Origin of the sequence: Halomonas sp. PA16-9 (assembly GCF_009728585.1) — a bacterium.
Lineage (GTDB): Bacteria > Pseudomonadota > Gammaproteobacteria > Pseudomonadales > Halomonadaceae > Vreelandella > Vreelandella titanicae.
The window spans coordinates 697,406-723,581 of sequence record NZ_CP040451.1; the positions used below are offsets into that span (position 1 = coordinate 697,406).

General features: G+C 56.1%; 20 protein-coding genes and 4 pseudogenes. 19 read left to right on the forward strand and 5 right to left on the reverse strand.

What is annotated here, in order from left to right:
* Window positions 1–96 precede the first annotated feature (96 nt).
* The 14 genes and pseudogenes from FDY98_RS03280 (at window position 97) to FDY98_RS03345 (ending at window position 14,914) form a co-directional block, all read left to right on the forward strand.
* Window positions 97–993 (forward strand): HalD/BesD family halogenase, encoded by an 897-nt coding sequence (locus FDY98_RS03280; protein WP_027957402.1) that lies wholly within the window; start codon window positions 97–99, stop codon window positions 991–993.
* Between the two features lie 52 nt (window positions 994–1,045).
* Entirely contained in the window at window positions 1,046–2,314 is a 1,269-nt protein-coding gene (locus FDY98_RS03285) for a M24 family metallopeptidase (RefSeq protein ID WP_027957401.1), read from the forward strand.
* A gap of 59 nt (window positions 2,315–2,373) precedes the next feature.
* On the forward strand, window positions 2,374–3,228 hold the full coding sequence (locus tag FDY98_RS03290) for a glycine betaine ABC transporter substrate-binding protein (protein WP_027957400.1): 855 nt from the start codon (window positions 2,374–2,376) through the stop codon (window positions 3,226–3,228).
* Between the two features lie 344 nt (window positions 3,229–3,572).
* Window positions 3,573–7,238: pseudogene (locus tag FDY98_RS03295) on the forward strand (ATP-binding protein).
* Window positions 7,235–7,870, forward strand: a complete 636-nt coding sequence (locus tag FDY98_RS03300; protein WP_022520046.1) for a condensin complex protein MksE — start codon at window positions 7,235–7,237, stop codon at window positions 7,868–7,870. The pseudogene FDY98_RS03295 and the gene FDY98_RS03300 overlap by 4 nt, the downstream one beginning before the upstream one ends.
* Window positions 7,867–9,110, forward strand: a pseudogene (locus FDY98_RS03305) (hypothetical protein). Before FDY98_RS03300 ends, FDY98_RS03305 begins: the two are co-directional and overlap by 4 nt.
* Complete coding sequence (locus FDY98_RS03310; RefSeq protein ID WP_155705678.1) at window positions 9,107–9,979, forward strand: DUF7281 domain-containing protein; 873 nt, start codon at window positions 9,107–9,109, stop codon at window positions 9,977–9,979. The pseudogene FDY98_RS03305 and the gene FDY98_RS03310 overlap by 4 nt, the downstream one beginning before the upstream one ends.
* Before the next feature lie 317 nt (window positions 9,980–10,296).
* Window positions 10,297–10,644, forward strand: coding sequence for a hypothetical protein (locus tag FDY98_RS03315; protein WP_027957396.1), 348 nt, complete (start codon window positions 10,297–10,299; stop codon window positions 10,642–10,644).
* Window positions 10,645–10,735: 91 nt separating this feature from the next.
* On the forward strand, window positions 10,736–11,545 hold the full coding sequence (locus FDY98_RS03320; protein WP_027957395.1) for an EVE domain-containing protein: 810 nt from the start codon (window positions 10,736–10,738) through the stop codon (window positions 11,543–11,545).
* Window positions 11,546–11,909: 364 nt separating this feature from the next.
* Window positions 11,910–12,569, forward strand: coding sequence for a hypothetical protein (locus FDY98_RS03325; protein WP_155705679.1), 660 nt, complete (start codon window positions 11,910–11,912; stop codon window positions 12,567–12,569).
* Window positions 12,562–13,023, forward strand: a complete 462-nt coding sequence (locus tag FDY98_RS03330; protein WP_027957393.1) for a hypothetical protein — start codon at window positions 12,562–12,564, stop codon at window positions 13,021–13,023. The genes FDY98_RS03325 and FDY98_RS03330 overlap by 8 nt, the downstream gene beginning before the upstream one ends.
* 242 nt (window positions 13,024–13,265) lie before the next feature.
* A complete protein-coding gene (locus tag FDY98_RS03335; RefSeq protein ID WP_027957392.1) occupies window positions 13,266–14,228 on the forward strand; it encodes a ribonuclease Z in 963 nt (320 codons plus the stop codon).
* A gap of 109 nt (window positions 14,229–14,337) precedes the next feature.
* Window positions 14,338–14,616, forward strand: coding sequence for a type II toxin-antitoxin system RelE/ParE family toxin (locus FDY98_RS03340; protein WP_027957391.1), 279 nt, complete (start codon window positions 14,338–14,340; stop codon window positions 14,614–14,616).
* A gap of 10 nt (window positions 14,617–14,626) precedes the next feature.
* On the forward strand, window positions 14,627–14,914 hold the full coding sequence (locus tag FDY98_RS03345; RefSeq protein ID WP_022520034.1) for a HigA family addiction module antitoxin: 288 nt from the start codon (window positions 14,627–14,629) through the stop codon (window positions 14,912–14,914).
* 106 nt (window positions 14,915–15,020) lie between these two features.
* On the opposite strand, the gene FDY98_RS03350 is transcribed toward FDY98_RS03345, so the two are convergent.
* Both FDY98_RS03350 and FDY98_RS03355 read right to left on the reverse strand, forming a co-directional pair.
* On the reverse strand, window positions 15,021–15,440 hold the full coding sequence (locus tag FDY98_RS03350) for a hypothetical protein (RefSeq protein ID WP_027957390.1): 420 nt from the start codon (window positions 15,438–15,440) through the stop codon (window positions 15,021–15,023).
* Window positions 15,441–15,986: 546 nt separating this feature from the next.
* Window positions 15,987–16,508, reverse strand: coding sequence for an NADPH-dependent FMN reductase (locus tag FDY98_RS03355; protein WP_027957389.1), 522 nt, complete (start codon window positions 16,506–16,508; stop codon window positions 15,987–15,989).
* Between the two features lie 661 nt (window positions 16,509–17,169).
* Between FDY98_RS03355 and FDY98_RS03360 the strand changes: the two genes are divergently transcribed.
* A complete protein-coding gene (locus FDY98_RS03360) occupies window positions 17,170–17,823 on the forward strand; it encodes a DsbA family oxidoreductase (protein ID WP_027957388.1) in 654 nt (217 codons plus the stop codon).
* A gap of 99 nt (window positions 17,824–17,922) precedes the next feature.
* On the opposite strand, the gene FDY98_RS03365 is transcribed toward FDY98_RS03360, so the two are convergent.
* Together FDY98_RS03365 and FDY98_RS03370 are read right to left on the reverse strand one after the other, a co-directional pair.
* Window positions 17,923–19,116 carry an E22 family MetX-like putative esterase gene (locus FDY98_RS03365; protein ID WP_027957387.1) on the reverse strand — a complete coding sequence of 398 codons (1,194 nt, stop codon included), beginning with the start codon at window positions 19,114–19,116 and terminating at the stop codon, window positions 17,923–17,925.
* A gap of 75 nt (window positions 19,117–19,191) precedes the next feature.
* A complete protein-coding gene (locus FDY98_RS03370) occupies window positions 19,192–20,361 on the reverse strand; it encodes a UbiH/UbiF/VisC/COQ6 family ubiquinone biosynthesis hydroxylase (RefSeq protein ID WP_155705680.1) in 1,170 nt (389 codons plus the stop codon).
* Between the two features lie 106 nt (window positions 20,362–20,467).
* Between FDY98_RS03370 and FDY98_RS03375 the strand changes: the two genes are divergently transcribed.
* Window positions 20,468–21,325 (forward strand): NAD-dependent protein deacetylase, encoded by an 858-nt coding sequence (locus tag FDY98_RS03375; RefSeq protein ID WP_027957385.1) that lies wholly within the window; start codon window positions 20,468–20,470, stop codon window positions 21,323–21,325.
* Between the two features lie 37 nt (window positions 21,326–21,362).
* Here FDY98_RS03375 and FDY98_RS03380 read toward each other — a convergent pair whose 3' ends face one another.
* Window positions 21,363–22,295, reverse strand: a complete 933-nt coding sequence (locus tag FDY98_RS03380) for a helix-turn-helix domain-containing protein (protein ID WP_035539004.1) — start codon at window positions 22,293–22,295, stop codon at window positions 21,363–21,365.
* A 214-nt stretch (window positions 22,296–22,509) separates the two neighbouring features.
* On the opposite strand from FDY98_RS03380, the gene FDY98_RS03385 reads away from it, so the two are divergent.
* The 3 genes and pseudogenes from FDY98_RS03385 to dinB all read left to right on the forward strand — a co-directional run bounded on the left by FDY98_RS03385 (window position 22,510) and on the right by dinB (window position 26,092).
* Window positions 22,510–23,274, forward strand: coding sequence for an SDR family NAD(P)-dependent oxidoreductase (locus FDY98_RS03385; RefSeq protein ID WP_027957383.1), 765 nt, complete (start codon window positions 22,510–22,512; stop codon window positions 23,272–23,274).
* 239 nt (window positions 23,275–23,513) lie between these two features.
* A pseudogene (locus FDY98_RS03390) lies at window positions 23,514–25,000 on the forward strand (protein adenylyltransferase SelO).
* Between the two features lie 44 nt (window positions 25,001–25,044).
* Window positions 25,045–26,092: pseudogene (gene dinB, locus FDY98_RS03395) on the forward strand (DNA polymerase IV).
* Window positions 26,093–26,176: the final 84 nt, after the last annotated feature.

Sequence of the window (26,176 nt, forward strand, 5' to 3'; positions counted from 1 at the left end):
AGTATCTCCGTCCCCACACTTTTACTGTATTGCCACTTCCTAGCAACGATCTGTTAGCAAAACTGATCATTAACGAACTATCAGGAGAGGCAATATATGTCACAAGCTACGCTCGGAACCCAACCGGCCTCGCAAGACGCCACCGATGACCGCCATCCATTAGCGCGTTTTATCGATCTTGAACGCTACCCGATCCTGCAGCGCGATAGCGACGCCTACCAATCGGCGGTCGAGCGCGTTCGTCAACAATTGCGTACCGACGGCTGTGCTCTGCTATCGAGTTTCATCCGCAAAGATCTTATCGAGCCACTGCGCGAGGAAAGCGAGGCCCTGGCGCCAAAGGCGTTCTACTCGGACAACAACGTTAACCCTTACGTCACGCCGGACGATCCGTCTCTGCCCGAGGATCACCCTGCACGCTTCTTCCAGCACTACACCAATGGCTTCGTGGCGCGTGACCTGATCCCCGAGGACGCCATTGTCCAGCAGCTTTATCGCGCCCCTGACTTCCAGCGCTTCGTCGCCGACTGCCTCGAAGAGCCGGTGATTTACGAGTTCGCCGATCCTATCGCGGGGCTGGTGATCAACGTGATGCCCGACGACACCGAGCTGCCCTGGCACTTCGACACCAACGAATTCATCGTCAGCCTTATGACGCGGCGTCCTAATGAAGGCGGCGAATTCCAGTACGTGCCCAATATTCGCCGCCCCGGCGAGGAAAACTTCGCTGCCGTGCAACGCGTACTTGAGGGTGACCACACCGACGTCGAATCGTTGACGCTCAAAACCGGCGACCTGCAGCTCTTCAAAGGGCGTTATTCCATGCACCGCGTCGCCGCCGCCAAGGGCCAGCGCCTCTGCACGTTACTGGGGTACGCCAAGACGCCCGACATGATGGGTAGCCTGGAGCACACCAAGCGGATTTACGGCCGCGTTACGCAGCAACACATCGACGCCGATAACCAGCGCCGTCACGACGCGCTCATGGGCTAGGTGCTACTGAACGCGACCCTTATTTATCCACTTCACACAAGGATGCCTTGCCATGGGCAATATCGTGTCACTCGCCGGATCAGTTCCCACGGGCGGCCCCTATGCCGGCGGGAGCTTCCGCCATGCCACGCTCGACGCCGCGCTGCTGTCGCGCGTCGAGCGCTACCGGCTGCAACGCCTGCGCCAGCAGATGAAGCATCACCAACTGGATGCGGTGATCCTGTTCGATCCCATCAACATTCGCTATGCCTGCGGCGTGCGCAACATGCAGGTCTACTCGCAGCGTAACCCTGCGCGCTATCTCTACGTGGCGGCGGATGGCCCAGTGGTGCTGTATGAGTTCAGCGCCTGCCTGCACCTGGCAGCCAACGCCGAGCTACTCGACGAGGTGCATCCCGCCCGGGCGGTGATGCCGCAGTACAGCGGTCCTCGCTGCGCGGCACATACCCAGGCCTTCGTCGATGACATCCGCAGCCTGTTCGAGCGTTCGCATACCCAGGGGCAGCGTCTAGGCATCGAGTCCGCACCTACTGGCGCCATCGAGGCGCTGGGCCAGGCTGGCTTCCAGTTGACCGACGCCGCCATCGTGGTCGAGGGCGCCAAGTCGATCAAGAGCCTCGACGAGCTGGCCCTCATTCACCGCTCGGTGACCCTGACTGAAGCCGCCATGACACGTATGGAAGCCGCCATTCGCCCCGGCATGAACGAAAACGAGCTATGGTCGATCTTCAACCAGCACGTGCTGGCCACCGGCGGTGAATACGCCGAAACTCGACTTCTAACCTCCGGTGCACGCACCAATCCGTGGTTCCAGGAATGCTCGGACAAAGTCATCGCTCCAGGCGAGCTGGTGGCCTTCGATACTGACATCGTGGGTTGCTTCGGCTACTACACCGATTTCTCGCGAACCTTCCATGTGTCCGGCGCAGGCGCGCCCAGCGCCGAGCAAAAAGCGCTCTATCGCATGGCCGCCGACCAGCTCGAGCGCAACATTGCCCTGCTGCGCCCGGGCATGAGCTTTCGCGACTACTCGCAACAAGCGTGGCCGATACCCGATGGTTATCGCGAAAACCGTTACCTGGATATTGTTCACGGCTGCGGTATGACCGGCGAGTGGCCGCTGATCGCCCACGACATGGATTGGGACGACGTCGGCTACGACGGCACCATCGAACCCGGCATGACGCTCTGCGTCGAGGCCTATATCGGCCACCGAGACGGCACCGAAGGCGTCAAGCTGGAAGAGCAGGTGCTGATCACCGAAGATGGCATCGAACGCCTTTCGACCTACGGCTATTCCGACATACTGATGGAAGAATGACGACGTAGCGCATCACTCTTTCTCATCCCTTTCGATTAACGAACATAAAAAGGACGCGTATGAAACCGTTGACACCCCTTTTTATCGCCTGCGGCCTGGCCGGTCTCTCGATAACCGCCTCGGCCAACGACACGCTGACCATCGGTACCAACAATTGGGCGGAAAACATTGCTGTATCGCACATGTGGCAGCAACTGCTTGAAGAGCAGGGCTACGACGTCGAGCTGACCACCACCGGCAAGAGTGTGCTCTTCAGCGGGCTCGCAAACGGCGATCTGGATATCTCGCTGGAAGTCTGGCTCCCGCATGGCGATGCCCAGTACATCGAGCCCTACAAGGACCGCGTCGATGTTCACGATGCTTGGTTCGACGGCGCCCAGGACGAACTGGTGGTGCCCGCTTACATGGAAGACATCAATAGCATCAGTGACCTCAAAGACAACGCCGGGCGCTTCGACTATCAGGGCGAGCCGACCATCCTTGGCATCGAATCGGGCTCGGCTATCTCCGGCGAGACCGAAAACGCCATCAAGAGTTACAACCTTCCGTTTCGCCAGTTGAACAGCTCCGGCCCCGCCATGCTCGCAGCCCTTGAGGAAGCCTATGCCAATGAAGCGCCCATCGCCGTCACACTCTGGCAGCCCCACTGGGCCTACGCGCAGTACGACCTGAAGGCGCTAGAAGATCCCAAGAAGAGTTATGGGGGTGGTGACGATATCATGTGGATGTCGCCCAAAGGGTTTGGCGAGGAGCATCCAGAGGTCACCCAAATGCTTGACACCTGGCACATGAGCCACGACCAGTTGGCCGATCTCATGCTGACCATCGAAAACCTCGGCGACCCCACGCAAGGCGCCAAGCAGTGGATCGAGGAACATCGCGATCTCATCGACGGCTGGCTCGCCGAGGGCTGATCCCACCCCGGGCCGGCTGTCAGGGCCGGTCCATCTCCATATCTTGCCGCTTTTTCTACTGTCCCCCTCTGATCGAGCCAACACGCCATCGGTAGTAGGGTTGGCTATCGCGAGCGCCTTAGCGCTTGGCCGGTCAATATGTGAGCCGCCGGAAAATCGTGAAAGGCCAGCCATTAGCCCGGGTCGTTCTGAAGGTTTGTCATTGGGGTACTGGAATTGATGTTTGGGACTCAACGGATGCCACCTTGGTCTGTGTCTGGCACTATAGCCACTTTCAGCGATCAGCAAAACGATCCGGATAGTCATTGAGACAGCCATTGAAATAGTCATCGAAAGGACACGGCATGGCCCACCTGCTACGCATCGTGATGATTCACGGCCACCTGGAAGGCGTGGTCGAACTGAGTGTGGACGGTCACACCAATATTTGCGGCACCAACGCCTCCGGTAAAACCACGCTACAGCGCCTGGTGCCGGTATTTTACGGCGAGTACCCAACAAGGTCGTGCCCAAGACGCGCATGAAGTTCGACGCGTTCTACCTGCCCCACCGCAACAGCTACCTGGTGTACGAATACCGCCGCGAAGCGGGCAACATCTGCCAGGCGGTGCTGACCCGCAAGGCCGAGGGCGGGGTGGAATACCGCTTTGTCGGCGCGCCCTACCAGCCGGAAGACTATCTGGTGGAGAGCGACGCGGGCGTGGCGGCGCTGGACTACACCCAGTGGGCCAGCGGCCTGCGGCGCAACGGCACGCCGGTGTCGCCCAAGCTGGGCGCTACCTCTGAATTCCGCTCGGTGATCCAGAACGACTTTACCCAACTGCACGGCAACAGCCGCGATGGCCTCAAGCTGCGCCAGATCGCGTCGCAGTTCAGCCTGGTGAAACCCGAGCGGCGCATCCGCCATATCGAAAAGCTGGTCTCGGCAGTACACGCCAAAGAGGGCAAGATGGACACCCTCAAAACCATGCTGGCGGCGATTTTCGAAGAGGATGGCGTCGAGCTGCCGGTGACCCGGATTCGCAATACCAAGGCGCGGGAGTGGGATCGCCCAGATGCGCCAATCCATGCGCCTGGAACCGCTGCAGGCCTCCCTCGCCCGGCTCGCCGGTATCGATCGTGAACTTGCCGACCTGGAGGCCACGCTGTGGCAACTGAAACCCCAGCTAGAGGATGACCGCCAGCAAGCAGAGCGCCGCATGGCCGATGTGGATGCTGAGCTTGCCCGCCACCAGCGCGAATTCCAGCAGCGTGAGAGCGACTACGCAGAAGCGCGGGATAAGCTGAACGACCGCCACAGCGAAGTGGTCAGCGATTTGCAGCAGACCCAGCGCCGCCTCAACGACCTGCAAACCCAGTACGAGCAATACGCCGATGCGGACATGCCCGCCCTGGAGCGCGACATCAACGCGCTGCCCCAGTGGCGGGAGCAGCGCGACCAACTGCGCACCCACCTGAACGTGATGCAGGACGCGGTAAAAGAGAGCCAGGCGCGCCTGGACGGGCGGCTGCGCGAGCTTTCCGAAGCACTGGCCCGCCAGACCCGTGAATCCCAGGAGCTGATCGACGCCCTGGTCGAAGAGAAAGCCTTGCGCCGGGAGCAGCAGTGGGAGTCCGAACAGCAGCTCAACGAACGCTACCAGCAGGAGCGCCAACGCCTGGAGGGCGAGTACCAGGCGCAGCTGGAGCTCGGCGTCGAACAGCTAGCTGAACTAAAAGCGCAGCTCTCGCTATCGACCCAGACCGCCGAAGAGGCATCCGAAGCGGAGCTTGCTCAGGCGCGCCTGGATCAGGCCCAGCAGGAGCGCAACGCATCGGCTGCTACCCTGGATGGCCTGCGCCGGGAGTTTGAAAGCCGCAAACGCGAACGTGACAGTGCCGAACAGCAGTTGGTGCAACTTCGCCAGCAGTTGGAGCGCGCCGAGCAGCGCTGCTTTGCGCTCTATCAGCAGCGCGACCCGGAGCAGGGCAGCCTGCGCCATTTCCTGCGCTATCACCGCCCCGGTTGGGAGCAGCAGTTAGGCAAGGTGATTGCGCCAGAGCTGCTAGAGCGGCGTGACCTCGCCCCGCAGTTGGCAGAAGGCGCAAGCGATGACCTGTTCGGGCTGGCTCTGGATCTTTCCGCCATTGTCCTGCCGGATTACGCCCAGGATGAAGCCAGCCTGCTGGCCGCCATCGAAGAAGCCGATAGTGCCAAACGCCGAGTGCAAACCGAGAGCCAGGCCGCCGAGAAAGCGCTCAAACAGCATAACGAGCGGGTACAGCAGGCCGATGAAGCTCAGGATCAAGGCCGCATGGCCCACAAGCGCGCCGAGCAGGAAGTCGAGTTTGCGATAGAGGCCCGCCGCCAGCAGCAAGAGCGCCATACCAAGCGCCAGCAGGAGCGTCGCGCAGCGCATCAGACCGCGTTAGCCAGCCAGGAGCAGGCGCAAAAGGAGCTGCGCGAAGAGAAGCAGCAGGCGCTCGCCGCCCTTAGCGAGACCCATCAAAGCCAACTGCTGGAGCTCAAGGCCGACGGCCAGAGCCAGGTGGATAGCCTGGATGCCCAACTGCGCCAGTATAAGCAGCAGTTGAGCGACGCCAATGCCGAACACAAACGCCAGCGTGCGGAACTGGAAGAGGCCTTTAGCCAGGAACTGGCCGAGCAGGGCGTTGACCCCGCCAAGCTAAAAGATACCAAGGAGCGGCTGGCAAGCCAGGATGAACGCATCCGCGTCACCGCCGCCCGTCAGGACGAGCTCACCGAGTACACCCGCTTTATGCGCGTTGAGTGGGGGCAGCATAAACCGCAGCTCGTCGCTCAAGAGGCAGAGCTGGAGCAAGCAGAGCAAAAGCTGCAGCGTGATAAAGAGCACCTGAAAAACGACTTCCAGGCCGCGCGCAAAACTCACCAAAGCACAGTCAGCACGCTGAAAACCCAGCGGGAGAGCGAATACGCCTGCCTGGAAGCATTGAAGCCGCTACTCACCCAACTGGAAAGCTTGTCCATCGAGCCCGACAGCCAAGCGCCCGGCACGCCACTGGGCGATGTGGACGAGCGTATCGAGCGCGCCCGCCAGGCGCTGGGCAGTCGCCACCAGCTCATTGAGCAGCTGCGCCGTGGTTGCCTGGAGGTCGAAAGCCAACTGATCAAGGACGCCAGCAGCGGCTTCGCCGAAGCGCTGGAGAGCGAGCGCAGCAAGCTGCAAAGCGACAACCCACGCCTACAGCTGCCGCTACTGCGCGACATGCTTAAACTGCTCGAAGACCAACAGCAGCAGTTGATTCAGGAAGGCCGCAACCTGAGCGACGACCTGGATAAGTTTTTCACCGTGTTCCGCGACCTGAACCGACGCATCAGCGCCCAGAGCCGCCGGCTTTCTGAAGAGGTTGCCGATGACCTGCGCCTGGAAGGCATCACCAAGGCCGAAGTGCGCATCCAGTCCACCATCGACGAACTGGGCTTCTGGGAGCCGCTAAAGCTGTTCGCCCAGCGCTACAAAGAGTGGCGGGAATCCGGCCAGACGCTACCCAGCGATGACTACCTCAACGCCCTGGCGGACGTGGTCGATTTGCTGCGCAGCGACCAGCAGTACAGCTTTGAAAGCCTGCTGCGCCTGGAGCTGCACCTGAATGAAGGCGGCACCGATCTGGTGATCAAAAACGACCGTCAACTGCTGGAGTCCTCCAGCCACGGCATGGCGTATCTCATTCTGTGCAAGTTCCTGCTCGCCTTTACCCGCCTGCTGCGCGGCGATGCGGAAATCGCCATTCACTGGCCCATCGATGAGATCGGCACCCTGGCGTACCACAACGTCGAAAAACTGTTCGACGCCTGCGACAGCAACCGCATTCATATCGTCGGCGCCTTTCCTAACCCCGAGTCCGATGTGTTGCTACTGTTCGCCAACCGCTACCTGATCGATCGCGATGAGGCCAACCCCAACAAGCGAGTGTTAAAACGCATCGAGCCACGGCTAAGCCGCCTGGCCGAACGGCTCCAGGAACGCCAGCAGGAGGTGACGGTATGATCGAACATGGCCCACTGCTAGAGCGCCTGCTGGCCGGTGAGTTTGTCTGCCCAATCAGCGATGAGAGCGGCTATCGCCATCTCACCAATGAAGAGACCCGGGAGGAGATCGATACCTACCTGCGGCCGCTTAACCGGCGGCTGGCCAGCAATGAAGACGGCAGCGTCTACTTTCTGGCCTGGCGTCAGCTCAATGACAACGCTCGAGATCAGCTGTCCCGCCAGCTCGGCGATACCCTCAATAGCCTGCTGCCGCTGCTGGAGTGGCTGCAACTGGTTCAAGAGGCCCTGGGCCGCGATACCCTGGCTGCCCCCGGCGATGTGCTTAAACCGGCCGAGTTCAGCGCCAAGTGCGAAGACAACCAAAGCCTGCGCGAACGTCTGGAGCGCTTGGCCACCGACAGCTTTTTTGGCTCGCAAAGTGACCAGCTTGATGCCCAGGTAAAGCAAGTCTTCAAGCGCCTGAAAGAGCACGGCTACCTGCTCCAGCCCCATTCAGAGCGGCAGGTGTTCGTGGTCACCGGCAAGATCGACTACCTGGTGGATCTGGTGCGCTTTATTCGCGATGAAGAGAACCTGCCCATCGAAGAGGGCAGCGAGGAGGGCTCCGGTTCCCAGGAGGCCCTGTTGTGAACTCAAACAGCGAACACGCCCTGGAAAGCCGCCTGCTAAAAACCGGTAGCGAACGGCTGGCGCTGCTCGGCAAGCACGCCGATGTACTGATGCAGGCCTACACCCGCGATGAAGTGCCGCTGGAATCGCTTAGCGATAGCGCGCTGCGCAAGCTTCTGGCGGCGCGCATTCTATGGCGACCCGACGAGCAGAGCGGCGTCAAGCTGGCGCCCAAGGTGCGTGAGCTGATCGCCGAGATGCTCGCCGACGAGACCCGCCGCCATGTGAACGCCGATGTAGCGGAAACCCTGGAGCTGATTCGTGCGCTGGTACACAGCTACCGGGAGGCGCGCAGCCGTGGCGAGCACTGGCGGCTGGAACAGCAGTTGATGCGCCTGCGCCAGGAAGTCGATGACCTGAACGGGCGCTTCGCCGATGCCATCGACAGCTTATGGCAGCGGCTAAATAGCGATTTTGGTTTCGTCAGCCAGCTCAACGACAAAATCCGCGAGAACGACCGCGCCCAGAAGCAGATCGCGAGGCTGCTGGATGGCCTGGCGCTGATCGACTTCGACGAGCTGATCGAACTGGTGGGCAGCGATGGCAGCCTGCGCAAGCTATTGATCAGCCAGCTACAGCAGCAGTTAAGTCACCACTACACCGGCCTGCGCGAAGTGCAGCGGCGCTTGATCGAGCTGATGGCGCGCTTTCGTAAACAGCAGGCGCGCAGCCGCCTGATCAGCGGCATGGCCGCCTTTATGCGCGAAACCCCGGCTTTGTGCCAGGCAACTATGCAAGGCGCAGCGAGGTACCAGGGCTGGTCAATCAGGCTGCACCGCTCAGCGCGGCTGCCGCCCCGGCGCTGGATCGCAACCTGGATAGCCGGTTGCTCGCCGAGCTGCTGCACCAGCTACCCCAACCGCGCCACACCACGCAAACGGTTGAAGCCGCGGCCCCGGCCCAAGCCCAGGAAAGCAGCTTAGCCGCCGCCCGCCAGCAGGCGCTCAAGCAGGATGTGGAACACTTCTATTTAAGCGTGATCGACCAACCCCAGGCGGAGCCGGTCAGCGCCCTTGAGTACCTGCGTGACAGCCCGCTGGAATGGCCGGATGAGATTTGGCTCTTCCAGGTAATTTCCGAGTACCAGGGCCTGCCGCGTAGCGATCAGAAGGCGTTTCGGCTCAAACAGCAGGAGAGCCAGGCCAGCCAGTTCAATCACCTGCGCCTGATCCACGACGTTGAGCTGCAGCTGGCCGTATGAACCTACCCAGCCGCGCACGCAATGGCCTTAACGGTGTGGCCCGTGAACTTCTTCGCCAGCCCGCGGTGGAGAAGCCGCGCCGCCAGTGGGTCGACGACGTAGTGGCTTGGTGCCACCAGCACGACATCGACCTAGCCACGCGAATTAACAGTAAAGCGCTGCGCTTTGATGCCGCCTTGCTGGCGCAGATCAATGACGTACTCGAAAGCGCCCGCCTAGCACCGCTAGGCCGCTCACTCAGCGGCCTGACAAGCAGCGCCCAGGCGAAAGAGGGCGTAGTAGAAGAAGACAAAGCAACCCGCGAAAGCCCCCGTGCGCGGCGGGTACTCGTCAGCTTTCCGCCCCAGCCAATAGCAGGGCTTGCCAGTGAGCCCCGCGCTATTCGCGATGTGGATGTAATGGGGCTAAAACTGAGCTCGTTTAGCGCCCTAATTCAGGTCGAAAACCTGGATAGCTTCTATGAGTTTTCGCCGGATATTTCAGCGCTAAACGGCTACGTTAATCCGCTGGTCGTCTACCGCGGCGACAGCCACTACGGCGGCGGCTTTGCCTTACTGGCTGATGCTTGGCACAAAACCCGCCGAACACACATCTACGCCGGTGACTTCGATATAAAAGGCGTCACGCTAGCGCTCGATAGCAACGCCACCCACTTGCTCCTGCCCGATATCGAATGGCTCATCCAAAACGCCACGCCGTTACACGTGCCCGCTGAACAGTTTCCTTACCAACGCAGGCTTCGTAAGCATCTCGCAGCGCTGCCATCAGTTCACCCATTGCGTGAGTATCTAACGTTGTTGTTGGAGAAGCAGCGGGGGCTTAAGCAGCAGTGGTTTGAGGGGGAGATGGTGTGCGTGGCGCTTAGCTAGAAACAATCTTATGTGGACTGCCTCTCACAACCCCGCTACTTCCTGCTTGGCCTTGGTTGGGTTCATCAGCGTTATCGGCCTAATTCCTATAGCGTAGTAGTGCTTTACTAGGCTATATGATTAGGCAGAGCAAAACGAGCCAGAACGCGACTTTGGGATATGCCGCCTATTTTTTCTTTGCCTCCTGGCGAATCAGTGGGTAAAGTCAAATGATCTGGCTACATAACCTCAATGAATGAGCGGGCATGTTTATTGAGGTTATGCAGCTTTCAGTATAATCACTGTTATGTGTCATTCCAAAAAATGGATGTATCGCAATGTTGTTGAAAAAGTACATAAGCTTTTTGAATCAGATAGAACAAGGAATTCACCCTCTGAAGAAATACAAGGATGGAGAATTTGAGGAACAAGAGCGCAAGGCATATGAAAATGATACTGCCTTAATAAAACTTCTGGAAACAGAAGAGTTAATTAAATCTGAGGGAAAAGCATACAGCTCTGAAGATAAACTTTTTGTTACACCTAAAGGTGCGGTTGCGTTGTTCGAGTGGGAAAATAATGTCAAAGAAAAAACTTTTATGTATAAATTTAAGTCATCCTTTGTTCATCTTTTCTGGCTAATTGTTGGTGCGGCTTTGACATTCGTTGTGAGAGCAAACACATAATCAACCAATCAAGTGCTCTCACTTCGGTCGCCGAACCTCGTTTCACTTGGCCGCTTATTAGGGGCGTTATCTTCTTTGGAGCTTGTAGCTCATGGCATGGATATTTCAGGGGAACCCAAACCGTTTTGATATTGACGATTATCTGTCACGCTATCCGCAACTTATCTATTGGCGCACTAACCGATACGTAAAAGACATTGTGGTTGGCGATCCGGTCTTCGTCTGGCGTGCAGGCAATGAGGCTGGCGCTGTTGCGGTTGGCAAGGTGGTTGAAGAACCGACGCCAGCTCATGCTGTCAAGCACCCTGAAGCTCTCGGCGACGACCTATGGGTAGCAAGTGAGGCGAGCTCCAGCGAATTCAAAACTGGTATTCAGCTCTCCGAGATCCGACTTTCCGCCGATGACGACATGGTTTCGAGGGCTACTGCAAAGGATGACACTGTTCTAGCTGCATCAACCATTATTACGGTTCCAACCGGTACAGTATTTCGCTTTTCAGACAACGAGCTATCGGCGCTGGAACGTCTTTGGGGTACGCCTGTAGCTGCCGTCCAAACCGATGGCGCTAATGAAGGTAAGCGGCAGCTACGCGCTCACTACGCACGTGAGCGTTCATCGCGGCTGCGCCGCGATAAATTGTCTGCGTTCCGAAAAGAGCATGGACGCTTGTGTTGCGAGATATGTGATTTTTCTGCATCCGCTCATCACCCAGACCCCTTCACCGAACGCGCATATGAGGTTCATCACAAGAATCCACTTTCGGCTGCAGCGGCGCCAGTGCGAACTACACTGCAAGATCTGGCGGTCTTGTGCGCCAACTGTCATAGGGCCGTCCACGCGAATTCACATGTCACCGAAAATTACGAGGAGCTTGCCAAGCTTTATGCATGCAGAAAATAACGAGTGCAGGCAAGGAATGCTCCTGATATCGCGCCCCTGCTACAGGCGTTAGGATTGAGCGCATTTCAATAAATGGAGAATGGTTTTGTCGCGAAGGTTTAATTTTGACCTCTACAGATTGAATGTCGTTGATTTCGAGGATTTGTTCCTAGAGGACGCTGATCAATCGAGAATAAGACTCGATGACGAGCTTAAACAAGTGCTCGACGCAGCGTGCGATTCGAAACGTGACCAAACCCAAGAGACTCGGACAGCGGAATTTCTTTGGAGCGCCAGAGAGTTATATTGTTACCCGTTAATTCATGGGCGTGCTTTGTGCTCGCTGATTTTGGCTAGGAGCACCATAAGCAAAGATGGCCTAATTGTGACTGAAGAAGGCCTATCGGCAGGAAAGTCCGCTGCGACCCCTCCCTTGGCCTCTGCGGCGACGGTTTTCTTTGATTTATCCAGACATTTGGTGGCCGTTGAACATACAGGCGAGCTGAGTCAGACAGCTTGGAAAGATTTTTTCGAGCGGATAGTATCTGAAACGGCGCTGTCTTTAGGGTTTACTTCTTCTTTTGAGTTAGAGCCTGTACCCGAAAAGTATGGAATTATCGGCCTCTTCAAATCTTTTGATAAACTTACGCGAATGAAGGTCACTTTACGGATACCAAACCCCGAACTAACACGTTATACAAAATCATTATATGATGATTTAGCAAAAAGTGGGGTTCGTGAATATACTCAAGATATGAAGAGTCCGAATGGGCTATCAAAATCCGAAGATGCGCGTCCATATGCATCTGCTTACCTTGCAGAGCAAGGTTATAAAAAAGGAGATGTTCAGTTCACTGGCATTCGAGACGACGGTGAAGAAACGGTGCGTTCAGGCTCAGTCTCGGCCAGGGGCTCAATAAAGCAAGTACGTGATTTTGTAAGAGGAATGCACACTACTGCTAAGACAAAAGAAGCCCAGGCGGCATTATCTGCGATCATAAACGAAATTGATAAGCTCCACCCGAAGGGCGAGATGGATGAGTAAAAAATTACTCGTTTTCTGGGCTTATATCGTCGAAATTATTTCGTCAACGTTTGTAGTCATTTTGGCATTCTCTATCTTTGATTTTTCAGAAGTAATCAAGTTTGTCCGCGCATCCTCAAATGATGTCGCAAGCAACTTTGCAGTAGTTATGTTGGCGGCTTCATTAGGGCTGTTTTGGACTTTCTATTCTAAATCTGACTCTCCTTTTGTGCAGTGGCTTCATGAAAAAGAGGCGTTTGAAGTTTATGCGCACTCATTCTTTTTTTCTGTCGGGGTCTACGTGATTCTGGTTGTATCATTGATATTGGTAATGAATACTTCGAGTAATTTAATAGCAATTTTATCACTGTGGCTATCCGTGTTAGGATTGATCAATGTTTACAGTTTGATAAAAAATACATATGACTTGATGAAATTAAATGCCTTGTTTAATCGCAATAACAAGGAGCCCTAACAATCGGCTGCACAGCGACTGATTTTACGCCGCTTCGCGACTCCAAACCGGCGTGTGAGCCGGGCGTTATGAACTAGGAGCGGATGATTTAACCCCAAGTAGCGACAGTTAAGCTTGGCGGATGTAGGTAGCTCTCAACTGTATAAATGCACGCATAAACATGATCGTAAAAGCACTAATCCTTAAACTTAGCTGACTGGCAGTTCATAGCCTTGGTCTTAAAGTGAGATCACGAATAAAATATGAATTTACTGTTCCTCGGCACATCCGCCGGTGTACCCACCAAGCAAAGAAACGTCTCCGGCGTCGCTTTGCGTGAAAGCAAAGGGAAGGGCTGGTACCTAATCGATTGTGGTGAGGGCACCCAGCATCAGGTTTTGCACACGAAACTGTCGTTCCATTCGCTGAAAGCCATCTTTATTACCCACGTACACGGCGACCACTGCTATGGGCTGCCTGGCATACTGGCGAGTGCGGGAATGGGCGGACGGAAAGCGCCGCTGACCATTGTGGCGCCCGCAGGTATCAAAGCGTGGTTGGAGGCCACCTGTGAGACTACGCAGTTAGGCTTGCCCTTCGCTCTGGAGTTTATCGACTCTGATGAGTTGCCCCGCGTTAATTTTGAAAGCATCGCGGTGACCACGTTCAGGCTTTCACATCGGGCGCCGTCCTATGCTTATGGATTTACGGAGACAAAGGTCGACGCTGCCTTGAATGTGGATAAGCTAGCGCAAAAAGGGATTCCGAGAGGGCCTTTGTGGGGGCAGTTGAAGCAAGGGTTTGATGTTGAGTTTGAGGGTGAGCTTTTAAAAAGCCATGACTACCTGATCTTCAAGCACAAGCCGAGAAAAGTCGTGATCGCTGGGGACAATGACCAGCCTGACTTGTTGTTTGATGCGTGTTCGGGCGCTCAGGTGATGGTGCATGAAGCCACCTACACCGAAGAGATGGCCCAGAAGGCCGGTGATGTAGGGCATAGCTACGCCAAGCTTGTCGCCGCGTTTGCCGAATCGGTACAGCTTCCCAACCTGGTGCTGACGCACTTTAGCCCCCGTTACCAGCTCAATCCCCTTGCCTCGCCTTCCATTGAGGAGATCCGCCAAGAGGCTCTGCGTGTCTACTCGGGCTCACTTTATTTGGCGCGGGATTTTGACGAATACACCCTGGATAAAGCGGGCCACTTTACTAAAGTGGCGGGCGAGTAGTCTTTAACCTAATTGTGTTATCTACGGTAGGCACATAGCACGTTTATCGACTCTTTTTGATTTGCATCATGTTTTTGACACCTGATACGTTGCAGGGTACATTTTATAGATGATCCGAAGCTTCAAACACAAAGGCTTGGCAAAATTCTTCAAATCCGGCAGCACTGCAGGGATTCAGGCTGCGCATGCAAAGAGGCTTCGGCTTATTCTTGGTCGACTTAATGCAGCGTCAGATGCCAAAGATATGGACTTACCAGGCCTTCGGTTGCACGAACTCTCAGGTAAGCGCTCTGGAATCTGGTCAGTCACGGTTAGTGGTAACTGGCGCGTGACGTTCCGGTTCGAGGACGGAGATGCCGAGATAGTGAATTACGAAGATTACCACTGAGGTAACGCCAATGTTGATGCACAATCCCCCCCACCCTGGTGAAGTATTACGCGAGCTTTGCTTGGAGCCCCTAGGCCTTACTGTTACAGCCGCTGCAGAAGCGCTGGGTGTAAGCCGAAAAACGCTCAGTGCTGTGCTGAACGGCAAGGCCGGTATTAGCCCTGAAATGGCGGTGCGGCTTTCTATCGCGTTTGATACCTCTGCGGAAAGCTGGCTGAACCAGCAGTCCCAATACGAACTCTGGCACGCCGAACAGCATCGCAAAGAGCTTAAGGTAAAGAGGCTGGTTGCCGCTTAAAGCAGCGGTGGTTTAAGTACACCCTGGATAAAGCTGGCCACTTTTCTGAAGTGGCGGGCGAATAGACGGTTTCATTTCACCGCTCCTTGAGTGCTTGCCGCGAATGTCAGTCGCGGCAATAGCCTTCGCCTGTTTTCACTACCAGGCAGTCTTCCTTTTCCAATAGCCACTTCATGCCGGTGGCTTCGCCGTCGCCTGCACTAAGCAACTGTGGGCCGTCCCCGCGGTTGAAGCGAATGCCCTCGGCGGTGGCCTGCCCTTCGAAGGTGCCGATTTGGTCGTCATCCAGGCCGTAGCGCATGTGAAGGAGATAATGGCCCGGGCCTGCAGGCTCGTCCTTGCTGATTTCGAGGAATAACCCTTCTACGCCACTCCATCGGCCGACCCATTGGTCGGTCACTTGGTGGTGGGGCTGGTTTTGCTCGCTTGCAGTATCTGAAGCGTGCGCGTTTGATGCGGTGGTGTTGCTGTTGCTACACCCGCTTATCAGCATCGTAGCGATTAGCGCTAATAATGCTTTTTTCATAGCTGGCTCCTTATCATTACTGGGTGTTGCTCAGTATAGGACGAAATGTACTTTCATCAGTTTGAACGTATTTTGGTATATGTCGATGGGCTATATGCTGCTGAGGTGTTTTAAAAAGTTACACACCGGCTTGCTGATTATGAACAGGAGTACGCCCGGTGGTTGCTTCAACAACTGCTGAATTTATTTTTGCTCGTGAGGAAATCAATGGGGTAGAGTTAAATTAATTTATGCAATCACTGTTAACTAGATATCTTCATGATTTCCCATGTCTTCAGACCCCTGGCTTCAACGTTGGTTACCTCTTATCACTGATCGAGCTGACTGCGGGCCAGTCCTTGAGCTTGGTTGTGGTGCTGACCCATATCGTGAAGAGCTCAACGTGAAGAAGCTTGTTATGGTCTGGAATAGCACATAGCCAGATCGTTCTCCAAGTGACATTTCCTTCGAGTCGCAGCGGTTTTGCCACTGGTGATGGCAGGCGCTATCAGTTTCTATAGCGCCTGTAATGACAGACTGCAGATGATTTCCTAAAAATAGAAAAAATTAAATCTTACTTAATGTTCCAAGTAAGTCTCGGTTAAACTGCTGGTTAGTGACGATGCCCTGCTCTAAGTCAAAATTTTCGAAAAAGCTGGGTAAGGAAAGCGCGCCTATAACGGTTGCTGAAAAATAAGGAGCTGACGCTTGTGCGGAAGCTAAGACACTTTGCGCTCCACCTTGACCAGGCGAGGTAGATAGCATAAGAACGGGTTTATTTTGAAATACTTTCATATCTATTCGTGATGTCCAGTCAAATAGATTTTTATAGGCTGACGTATAAGTCCCATTGTGTTCCGCGAATGACATTACAATGACATCTGCTTCACCGATAGCGTTGTAAAAAGCATGCGCCAATTCAGGGATGCCAGATTCCTTTTCTCTGTCTTCGCTAAATATTGGCATTTCAAAGTCGTTAAGATCGATTAACGAAATATCTGCATCGCTGATTTGTTGTGCTGCATAAGAAGCCAGCTTTTTGTTAATGGAGCTTTTGCTGTTGCTAGCGCCGAAGGCAAGTACTTTCATTTTAAAATCCTCTGAGTTGATTTTTTCAAGGGGTGGTTTGGTTTTAGTTACACGTTTTTAATAAAAATGTTATCTGAAGCGATAAGATTGAGTTGGCTTTGACGTAGGGCTATTCTGAAACCTCAACTAAGGTTGAGGTCAAGAGGGGCGAAAAATAAACTTATAGGCATTTTATTTGAGCTTGAAGAGCTTCCGAATCATACCCGTGTCACTCTTGTTGATTGGGACAAATTGGGCTCTAGGTGGCGAGGCGAGCTAAACAGGAAGATAACGTAGTTAATTGAACTGAGAGATATGATGACAGACTGCATCGGGTGTGGTTGCCTTTCTCTTGATAAGGTGCAAGCTACATTCTTGAAAGCCATGACTCCTTAATCTTCAAACACAAACCAGGGAAAGTCGTGATCGCCGCGTTTGACAAATCAACAGAGCTGCCCACCTGGTGCTGACGAACTTTAGTCCTCGTTACCAGTTCAACCCCCAGCGTCGGAGCCAGTAAGATGCTAAGCCGTGAGTAAGAGGCTTTTGCTTACCAACGCCGTCAATGGGTTGGAAAAAGTGCACAACCGACTAGGCGGGTTGCGCTTAGGTGTTGCTTGATAAAAGCCAAGGCTTAGCGCAGTTTGTGCGCTGATGACCGAACCCAACGAGGAGATCCATCATGCAGAAGTTGAGAATTGACCTAGTGTCCGATGTAGCCTGCCCATGGTGCGCGATCGGCTATCGGCGCTTGGAACAAGCGCTAGAAACCCTTGATGGTGAGATCGACGTTGAGCTCTTCTGGCAGCCCTTTGAACTCAACCCTGACATGCCGCCTGAGGGCGAGCCGATCCTGGAGCACTTGTGCCGCAAATACGGCAAGGATGCTGCCAGCATGGCGCAGTCCCAGCGTGAGATTATGGCGGTGGCCGAAGAGCTTGGGTTAAATTTTCGTGGTGCCCAGGAGCGTCGAGCGAACAATACGTTCGATGCCCACCGCGTGCTTGCGTGGGCTGCAACGCAGAACCTAGAGACGCCCCTGCAATTGGCACTGTTTGATGCCTACTTTGGTGAGGCGAAAAACCCTTCAGACCCAGAGGTTCTACGCGAGAAGGCCATTGAGGTCGGGCTTGACGGTGATATTGCCGAGTCCATCGCCCGGTCTGATCAGTACGCAGACGAAGTTCGAGCGGCAGAACAGCGATTCATGGAAGCAGGGGTTACCGCCGTGCCGGGATTCATCCTCGACGGGCGCTACCTGATTTCGGGCGCCCAGCCAGCTGAAGTGCTGGTTGATTCGCTTCGTCAGGTGGCCGAAGAGAACGCCAACCGCTAATGTTTTAGAGGCTCTGGCCTGAGATGCGGTTGGTAAGGCTGGCTCATATTGCAACTTCTTAAGCGCTGGGTTTAAGACTCAAAGTCAGCGCTACCCCCCTTACTGCAAAAACGCCCGCAACGTATCACTTGCTTGATTGATGGAAACAACGCCATCCAAGTGGCCTCGATCGCCTTCCAGGGTTTCAAGCGTCACCTCAGTGCCATCTGCCTCAATTAGCTCGGCGGTTCGACGCACACCTTCAGGCGCGAAGACGAGGTCGTTTTCGCTATACAGCATCAGTGTCGGTGCTTCGATGGCGGCAAGTCCTTCCTCTAGCGAGTCGCCGTGGCCCGCCATAAAGGTTTGGTTGGCGCGCACCAGGTAGAGTAGGTGGTTGGCATCGGAGGTGGCAGCACGGGCGGCGGCGATATCATCCAGCGTTTGTTCGATCGCATAGCGGGCGTTGATATCCTGGGCAGGATCGCGCTCTTCGTCGGCCCAATCGCGGTTAAAGGTTTCGTTAGCCCACTGCCAGTGGTTGGCGTTGAGTGTGACCAGTTTCAGCGCTTCTTTTAGCCCGTCGGTAGGTGGTTCGCCGTTGTAGTAGTTACCCTCGTTCCAGTTGGCGTCTAAACGAATCGGCGCTGCCCAGGCGCTTAGCGTGGCCAGTAGCCAAGGGTCGGCAACGCCGCCGCCAATCACTGAGATTAAGCGTTCAACTCGGTCAGGGTAGGCGCTGGCCCACTCGATAGCTTGTAGCGCGCCCATCGAGGCACCCATCACCGCATGCAGCGATTCAATGCCTTGGCTTTCGAGTAGCTCGCGCTGTACCTCGACAAAGTCGCGGATGGTGACGACCGGGAAGTCCATGCCCCAGGGCTCGCCGGTGTCAGGGTTGATGGAGGCGGGCCCGGTGGTGGTGACGTTGGGGTCATTGGCATTCAGGTTAACCAGCGTATCCGAGGAGATGATGTAGTACTCATCGGTATCGAGTGGCTTGCCGGGGCCAATGATGGCATCCCAGTAGCCGGTCGGCTGCCCATCTACCTCATAGCGGCCTGCCGCATGGCTGGTGCCAGAGAAGAAGTGGGTGATCAGAATGACGTTATCGCGGGCGTCATTGAGCTCGCCGTAGGCTTCCCAACCCACCGTGACGTTGGGGATCGTCTCGCCGCCATGGGTAGTGAAGCTGTCCATTTCGAAGGTCTGTTTCTCGACGACCCCATCCCAGGCCCACAGGGGAGAAGCCAGAAGGAGGCCAAGGCCGGAACAGAGCGTTGCCGTGAACAGCGCGTATCGTGTAGATGCCATAGGGTTGCCTTTAACGAGGGTTATTGTGATTGTTATGGGCCACCGGCAGTGACCGCCCTCTCAGCGTAGTAGACCCTAGCGCATTTTAAACGGATTCAGCCCATTAGCTTGCTGCATCATCATGCGTTTGGCGAACGGGAAGCGCTCGGCTATTTGCAGGCTTAGATCGCCTAGTTGGCGCAGCGGCTTGGCGCCGGTAAACAGGTGGTGAAAGCTGTCGGTGGCGGCGATCATCGCTTGGTTGGCCGCGCGGCGCTGGCACTCAAAGCGCAGTAGGTTGAGGTAGTCGGGGTCGCGGCCCTGGATAATGATCTCGGCAAGGGTGTCGGCGTCGTGCAGGCCGATATTTAACCCCTGGCCTGCCAGCGGGTGCACCACATGGGCCGCGTCGCCAATGAGTGCCAGGCGCTTGCCGATATAGCGGTGGGCATGTTGGCGCTTGATGGGGAAGCTGGCCCGGGCGACGATGCGGATGAGGTTGCCCAGGCGTTTAGGGAAGGCCATTTCGATGGCTGCTTTAAGTGCCTCATCGTCCAGCTGTTCGCGGGCTTGGGTGGTGTTATCTGTGTCGTACCACACCAAGGAAGCGCGATGGCCGGGCAATGGCAGCATGGCGATGGGGCCCGTGGGGGTGAAAACCTGCCAACTGACATCCTGCTGGGGCAGCTCGGTTTCCACGTTAATGATCATCGCCCGCTGATGGTAGTCGTGGCTACTAACGTTGATCCCCGCTAGCTCACGTAGGGTCGATTGCGCGCCGTCGGCGCCGACGATCAAACGGGCGCTTAGGGTTTTGCCATTATCCAGCTCCAGCAGGCGGCCAGTGCTTGAGGTGATCGTACTTAACGGCGCGCATTGGGTGTAGCAGGTTACGCTGGGCAGCTGTTCTAACCGTTGCCATAACGCGTACTGCAACGTGCGGTTTTCGATAAAGATGCCGAAGTCATCCATGCCGCTATCCTGAGCGGAAAACAGCGAGTGGCCGGTACCGTCCTGGTTGGAAACATCAATATGCCGAAAAGGGCAGCAACGCTCCTCGGGTAACGTCGTGCCGCTGGCCTTAACAAAGGCTAGCGAGCGCGCATTCAGCGATGAAATACGCAGGTCATAGTCACCGCTAGGGGGAGTAGGGGCATCGCCTTGCTCCACCAGCCCAACGGAGAAACCCGCATGACCCACGCGAGCCGCCAGAGCGGCGCCCACCATGCCGCCACCGACAATAATAATGTCATGATCGTGCTGCATAAGAGTATCTCCTGGGTGCACAATAACCGTTAGAGGGCGCATTGCATGGCCCGCTGTTGCTATACAGTATCGTTGAGTTTGAGCCACATTGCCTAGAGGTGAACGATTGACGCAGGCCGTGGAAATTGCAGAAAGCGTTGCCCAGGCGGGCGAGGAACTGGCTGATTTTATTCAGCGGCACCCAAGACTGTGGGTGATTACCGGTGCCGGTGTGAGTACCGACAGTGGCATTCCGGACTATCGTGACGCGGATGGCCAGTGGAAGCGGCCACCCCCAGTGCAGCATGGCGATTTTATGAGTTCTCATCACGTTCGCCAGCGCTACTGGGCCCGCGCGCTGATCGGTTTTAGCGCCATGCGCGAAGCCCAAGCCAGCGGCGCACACCGTGCGTTGGCCGCGCTGGAGTCACAGGGTTATATCCAGCAGTTGGTGACTCAAAACGTTGACCGCTTACATCAGCGCGCCGGTTCCCGCCGGGTGATCGACCTCCATGGCCGGGCGGACATGGTGAAGTGCATGGTGTGCGACTACCAAATGATGCGCCACGCCATGCATGCCGAAATGGCGCGCATGAATCCGAGCTTTACTGGTTTGCAGGCGGGGCACGCTCCGGATGGCGACGCCGACCTGGAAACTGACTTCAGCACTTTTCGTATTTTCGACTGCCCGCGCTGTAGCGGCATCCTGAAGCCCGATGTGGTGTTCTACGGCGATGTGGTACCCGCCGAACGGCGGCTGGCAGCGCAGGTAGCGCTGGCCGAGTCGAATGCGGTGCTGGCTGTGGGCACCTCGTTGATGGTGTTTTCCGGCTACCGTTTTTGCCGCGCCGCCCATGAGCGGGGCATCCCGCTAGCATCGCTATCGCTCGGCGTCACCCGGGCAGATGCGCTATTGACCCACCAGTGGCGGGCGCCGTTGACGCCGGTGCTCGAGCAGGCTGTGAGCTGTTTAAAGGACGTTTAGCCAGCGCTAGCTTTTGAAAACTTCGGTGAGGTGAACATCACCCATGGCGATAGGCGCTGGGCGTAACGCCCACCTCACGACGAAACACCTGAGAGAAATGGCTAGGGCTCGAATAGCCGACTTCCATGCCGATGTCGATGATGCTTCGTTCCGTCTCAAGCAGAAGGTGACGAGCACGTGATATACGCATGCGAATGAAGTATTGCGAAGGCGAAAGGCCGGTGGCCTGTTTGAACATTCGGCTGAAATGGTAGTCGCTCAGTTCTGCAACAGTGGCCAATTGCCCGAGACTGAACTCTTTGGCGAGACTCTCGTGCATGGCTTGGATAACACGCTTTAACTTATACATCTGAAGTGCATTGATGCGCCTAGCAGCATTGTGTGAGTCGAGGTAGTTGCGAACCAAGTGCACAGCAAGAGCCTGCGCCAGACTTCGTAGGAACAGTAGGCTAGGCGGATACTCGTTGATTAGCTCAATGCGTAACTGATCCATCATGAACTTTATACGTTCATCCTGACCGCCTGATATTTCCAGAAAAGTCACTGCCTCGCCGTTTACGCCAAGTACATCGTTTGCAGCCTGATCGATCAATGGTAGGCCGAGATACAAATGCATCACCTGGAAGGTATCGCCATTATGCGTATGCCAGCGCATCTCGTAGGGGGCGCTAGTGTTGGTGAGGAAGAAATTGCCGGCCTTGATATCGTGGGCTTCCCATTCACCATCAAGTGAGCGTTCCTCAATAGTCGCAGCGCCAGCTAGAACTAATACCAGCAGCGGCTCAACCACGGCGGGAATCAGTATTGGCTCGAACATGGTGTGATGGCTGAAAAACTGTACCACTACGTCCTGCATCTGCGGGAGTGGCGGCAAGGTTTGCCGCTCTCCAGGAAGATAATGCAACATTGCTTCAGCGGTAATGCGAGGGGCATCACTGACGAGTCGTTCATTCGTTTCGGTCGGGTGCATGGAATGCTCCTAGGCAAAGCCTTACAACGCTATTCGAGGCCATCTGTTAACTATAATGTTGCGATCTCACCTTTGCGCAAAACCCCAACAGTCAAAGCAAGCCTCCAAAAGCCTAGCACTCCCCATTGCGACACAGTGAGCTTGTCGCAAAGGACAGTGCCCACAGGCACAGGGTTGACGAATGTCTCGTCTGCTCGCATTGGAGAAAACCATCATGACTGATTGCAAAAACAGCACTCCCCAGGAAGTTGAAGGTAAAGTCGCGCTGATCACCGGTGCTGCCAGCGGCATCGGAAAAGCCATTGCACTGTTGCTGCATGCGCGTGGCGCGCAGGTCATTGCTGAAGACCTTAACCCAGCTGTCGAGGAGCTTGCTCGACCTGGGCTAGTACCGCTAGTTGCTGATATTACCCAAGACGATGCCGCCGAGCGTGCGGTTGGGCTCGCCATAGAGCAGTTCGGCCGATTGGATATCCTGATCAATAATGCAGGCATAATCATTAATAAGCTGGTCATCGACATGACGCGTGAAGACTGGGAGCACATTCAGGCGGTCAATGCCACGGCAGCCTTTCTGCATTCACGCGAGGCGGTTAAGGCCATGATGCCCAACAAGGCTGGGGCGATTGTTAATATCGCCTCTTACGCTTCCTATTTCGCTTTCCCGACTATTGCAGCGTATACCGCCTCGAAGGGCGCCCTGGTGCAACTGACTCGCACGCTGGCCATAGAAGCCATTGAGCATGGCATTCGTGTCAATGCCATTGGTGTCGGAGATGTGATCACCAACATTTTAAACAACGTGGTTGACGATGGCCCAGGCTTCCTGGCTCAGCACGGCGAAGGTGCGCCCATTGGTCGTGCCGCCCAGCCGGAAGAGATCGCTGAAGTGGCCGCTTTTCTCGCCTCAGATCGCGCCAGTTTCATGGTCGGCTCGGTCGTTATGGCCGATGGCGGCATGACCGTCACGGCGGGCTGAACAATCTTTCATCTACACAGGAAAACTGTTATGAACCTGATAAACAATATGGCCTTTTTAATGTATATCAGCCGGTCTCTCCCTAGCAGCTTGATATGGCCGGGTAGCCACCTCAATACGGGGTGGCCTCATGCCGTTATAAGGTCAGGCTTGGCGTAATCAATACCCACGCGTGGCCAGCAGGCCCGGACATCGCCTCGGCGTTTAGTTGAGTAGAATGCTAGGGTATTAGATAGTTATTGCCACTAAAAGCGGAGCCTATCGTGCTGCCATTCGAACATCTCTATTCCACCTTGCCTGAACCCCTCTGGGTCGCCACCCAAGCAACGCCTGTGGCTCAACCCGAACTGATTGCGTTCAATGCGCCGCTTGCCCATGAACTGGGGGCCAAAGAGATACCTGACTCAACAACGCTTGCCGATTGGTTTAGCGGCAACCAGCCCATGCCGGATGCCAAGCCGGGCGCCTTAGGTTACGCCGGGCATCAGTTCGGCAACTTTGTGCCGCAACTGGGCGATGGCCGTGCGCTGCTGCTGGGCGAAGTGATCGATCAGAATGGCGTTCGCCGCGATGTGCAGCTAAAAGGCAGCGGCCGCACACCGTTTTCCCGTGGTGGCGATGGTCGTTCGCCGTTAGGGCCGGTGCTGCGTGAGTACCTGGTCAGCGAGTTCATGGCCGCCATGGGGATTCCCACACCCGTGCCCTTGCGGCCGTGGCGAGCGGCGAGCGAGTGGTACGGCAAATGGCTGAGCCCGGCGCCGTCTTTACCCGCGTGGCGAGCAGCCATATTCGCGTGGGCACCTTTCAGTTTGCCGCTGCACAGCGGGATGAAGCATTGCTCAAAGCCCTGGCGGATCATGTGATTTCGCGCCACTACCCGGATGCCGCCAACGCAGAAGATCCCTATATGGCGCTGTTGGAAGCGGTGGTCGCTCGTCAGGCGGTGCTGATTGCCCGCTGGATCAGCGTCGGCTTTATTCACGGCGTGATGAATACCGATAACTGCAGCATCGCCGGCGAAACCATCGATTACGGCCCCTGCGCCTTTATGGAGCAGTTCGATCCGCAGAAGGTGTACAGTTCCATCGATCAAGGCCGACGCTACGCCTTTGCCAACCAGCCAGCGATTGCTCAGTGGAATCTGGCCCGCTTTGCCGAAACGCTGCTGCCGTTGATGCGGGAAGAGGGCGACGCGGTCGTGGAGCAGGCCACTGACGCCATCCGGCGCTTTGAATCACTGTTCAGCGCCGAGCAAGTCCGCCTGCATGCCGATAAGCTCGGTTTAGCGGCGGAAAGCCCCCAAGCCGAAGCGCTAATGGAAGGTCTCGAAAGCCAGATGCACCAGGGGCGGATGGACATGACCGCCACCTTTGACGCGCTCACGCAATACACTGCCTCGCCGAGTGATGAGAGCCGTGAGGCACTGCTGGCGCTGACGACTCAGCCTGGCGAGTTGACTGCGTGGCTGGATACCTGGCAGCAAGCGCAGATAGCCAGCCAAGATAGTGAGCGTTTTGCGGCCATGCGAAGCGCCAACCCGGTCATTATTCCCCGTAACCACCGGGTTCAAGAGGTCATTGATGCCGCTTACGACGGTGATTTTGCGCCTTTCCACACCTTATTGGCAGTGGTGACTAAGCCGTTCGATGAATCTGTTGAAGCGCGCCGTTTAGCGGCGCCCGCCACGGAAAATGAGCAGGTGCTAAGAACCTTCTGTGGCACATAACGCCTATGCTAGACTGTGTTTTTTTACAGTTGGAAGGCTAGCCGGTGCGCAAAATCATTCACTGCGACTGTGACTGCTTTTATGCAGCAGTGGAAATGCGCGATAATCCCGCGCTGCGGGATATACCGATTGCCATTGGCGGCAGCGTCGAGCAGCGCGGGGTGGTCGCCACCTGCAACTATCCCGCCCGCGAATTTGGCATTCACTCGGCCATGCCGATGGCTCAGGCACTCAAGCGCTGCCCGCATCTCACCGTGATCCGCGGTGAGATGGCCAAATACAAAGAAGTTGCCCGCCAGGTCTTCGCCATTTATCGCGATGTGACTGAACTGATCGAACCGCTCTCCCTGGATGAGGCCTTTCTGGATGTCTCGGAGGTCACCAGCATCACGGCAGCGCGACGCTAATGGCTGAAGCGATCCGTGAACGGGTCAGCCGCGAAGTGGGGATCACCGTTTCGGCGGGCGTAGCGCCCAACAAGTTTCTGGCCAAAATTGCCAGCGACTGGAACAAACCCGACGGCCTGTGCGTGATTACGCCGGATAAGGTCGATAGCTTCGTACAACAGTTGCCGGTCAAGAAAAAATCCACGGGGTAGGACCGCGCACGGCCGAGAAACTGGCGGGGCTGGATATTCACACCTGCGCTGACCTGCGTACCCGCACGCTAACCGACCTGGTCGAGCACTTTGGCCGTTTTGGACGGCGGCTGTATGAGCTGAGCTGGGGGCGGGACGAGCGCCCGGTGAAAACCCACCGGGAGCGCAAATCGGTCAGCACCGAACAGACCTACGCCCAGGATTTACCCAACCTCGATGCCTGCCACCGAGAGCTCCCCGCGCTGATCGAAGATTTAGAGCGCCGCTATGCCCGGCTAGACCCACCCCTGGCAGTGCGCGGGCTAATCGTAAAAGTGAAGTTCAACGACTTTACCCAAACCACCGTCGAACACGCCGACCCCGCGCCTAACCTTGAACAGTTTGAAACCCTGCTTAACGTTGGCTGGGCTAGGGGCGAGCGTCCCGTGCGCCTGCTTGGCGTGGGGTATCGGTTGGCGGACAACAGCCAGGAGCATCAGCTGTCGCTGTTTTAATTAGCCTGTTAATACTTTTGTCGATTGACGCTCATGCAGGAGCGCGTTAAAACAGATGTATGATAGGCGGCGTAAATAATCATG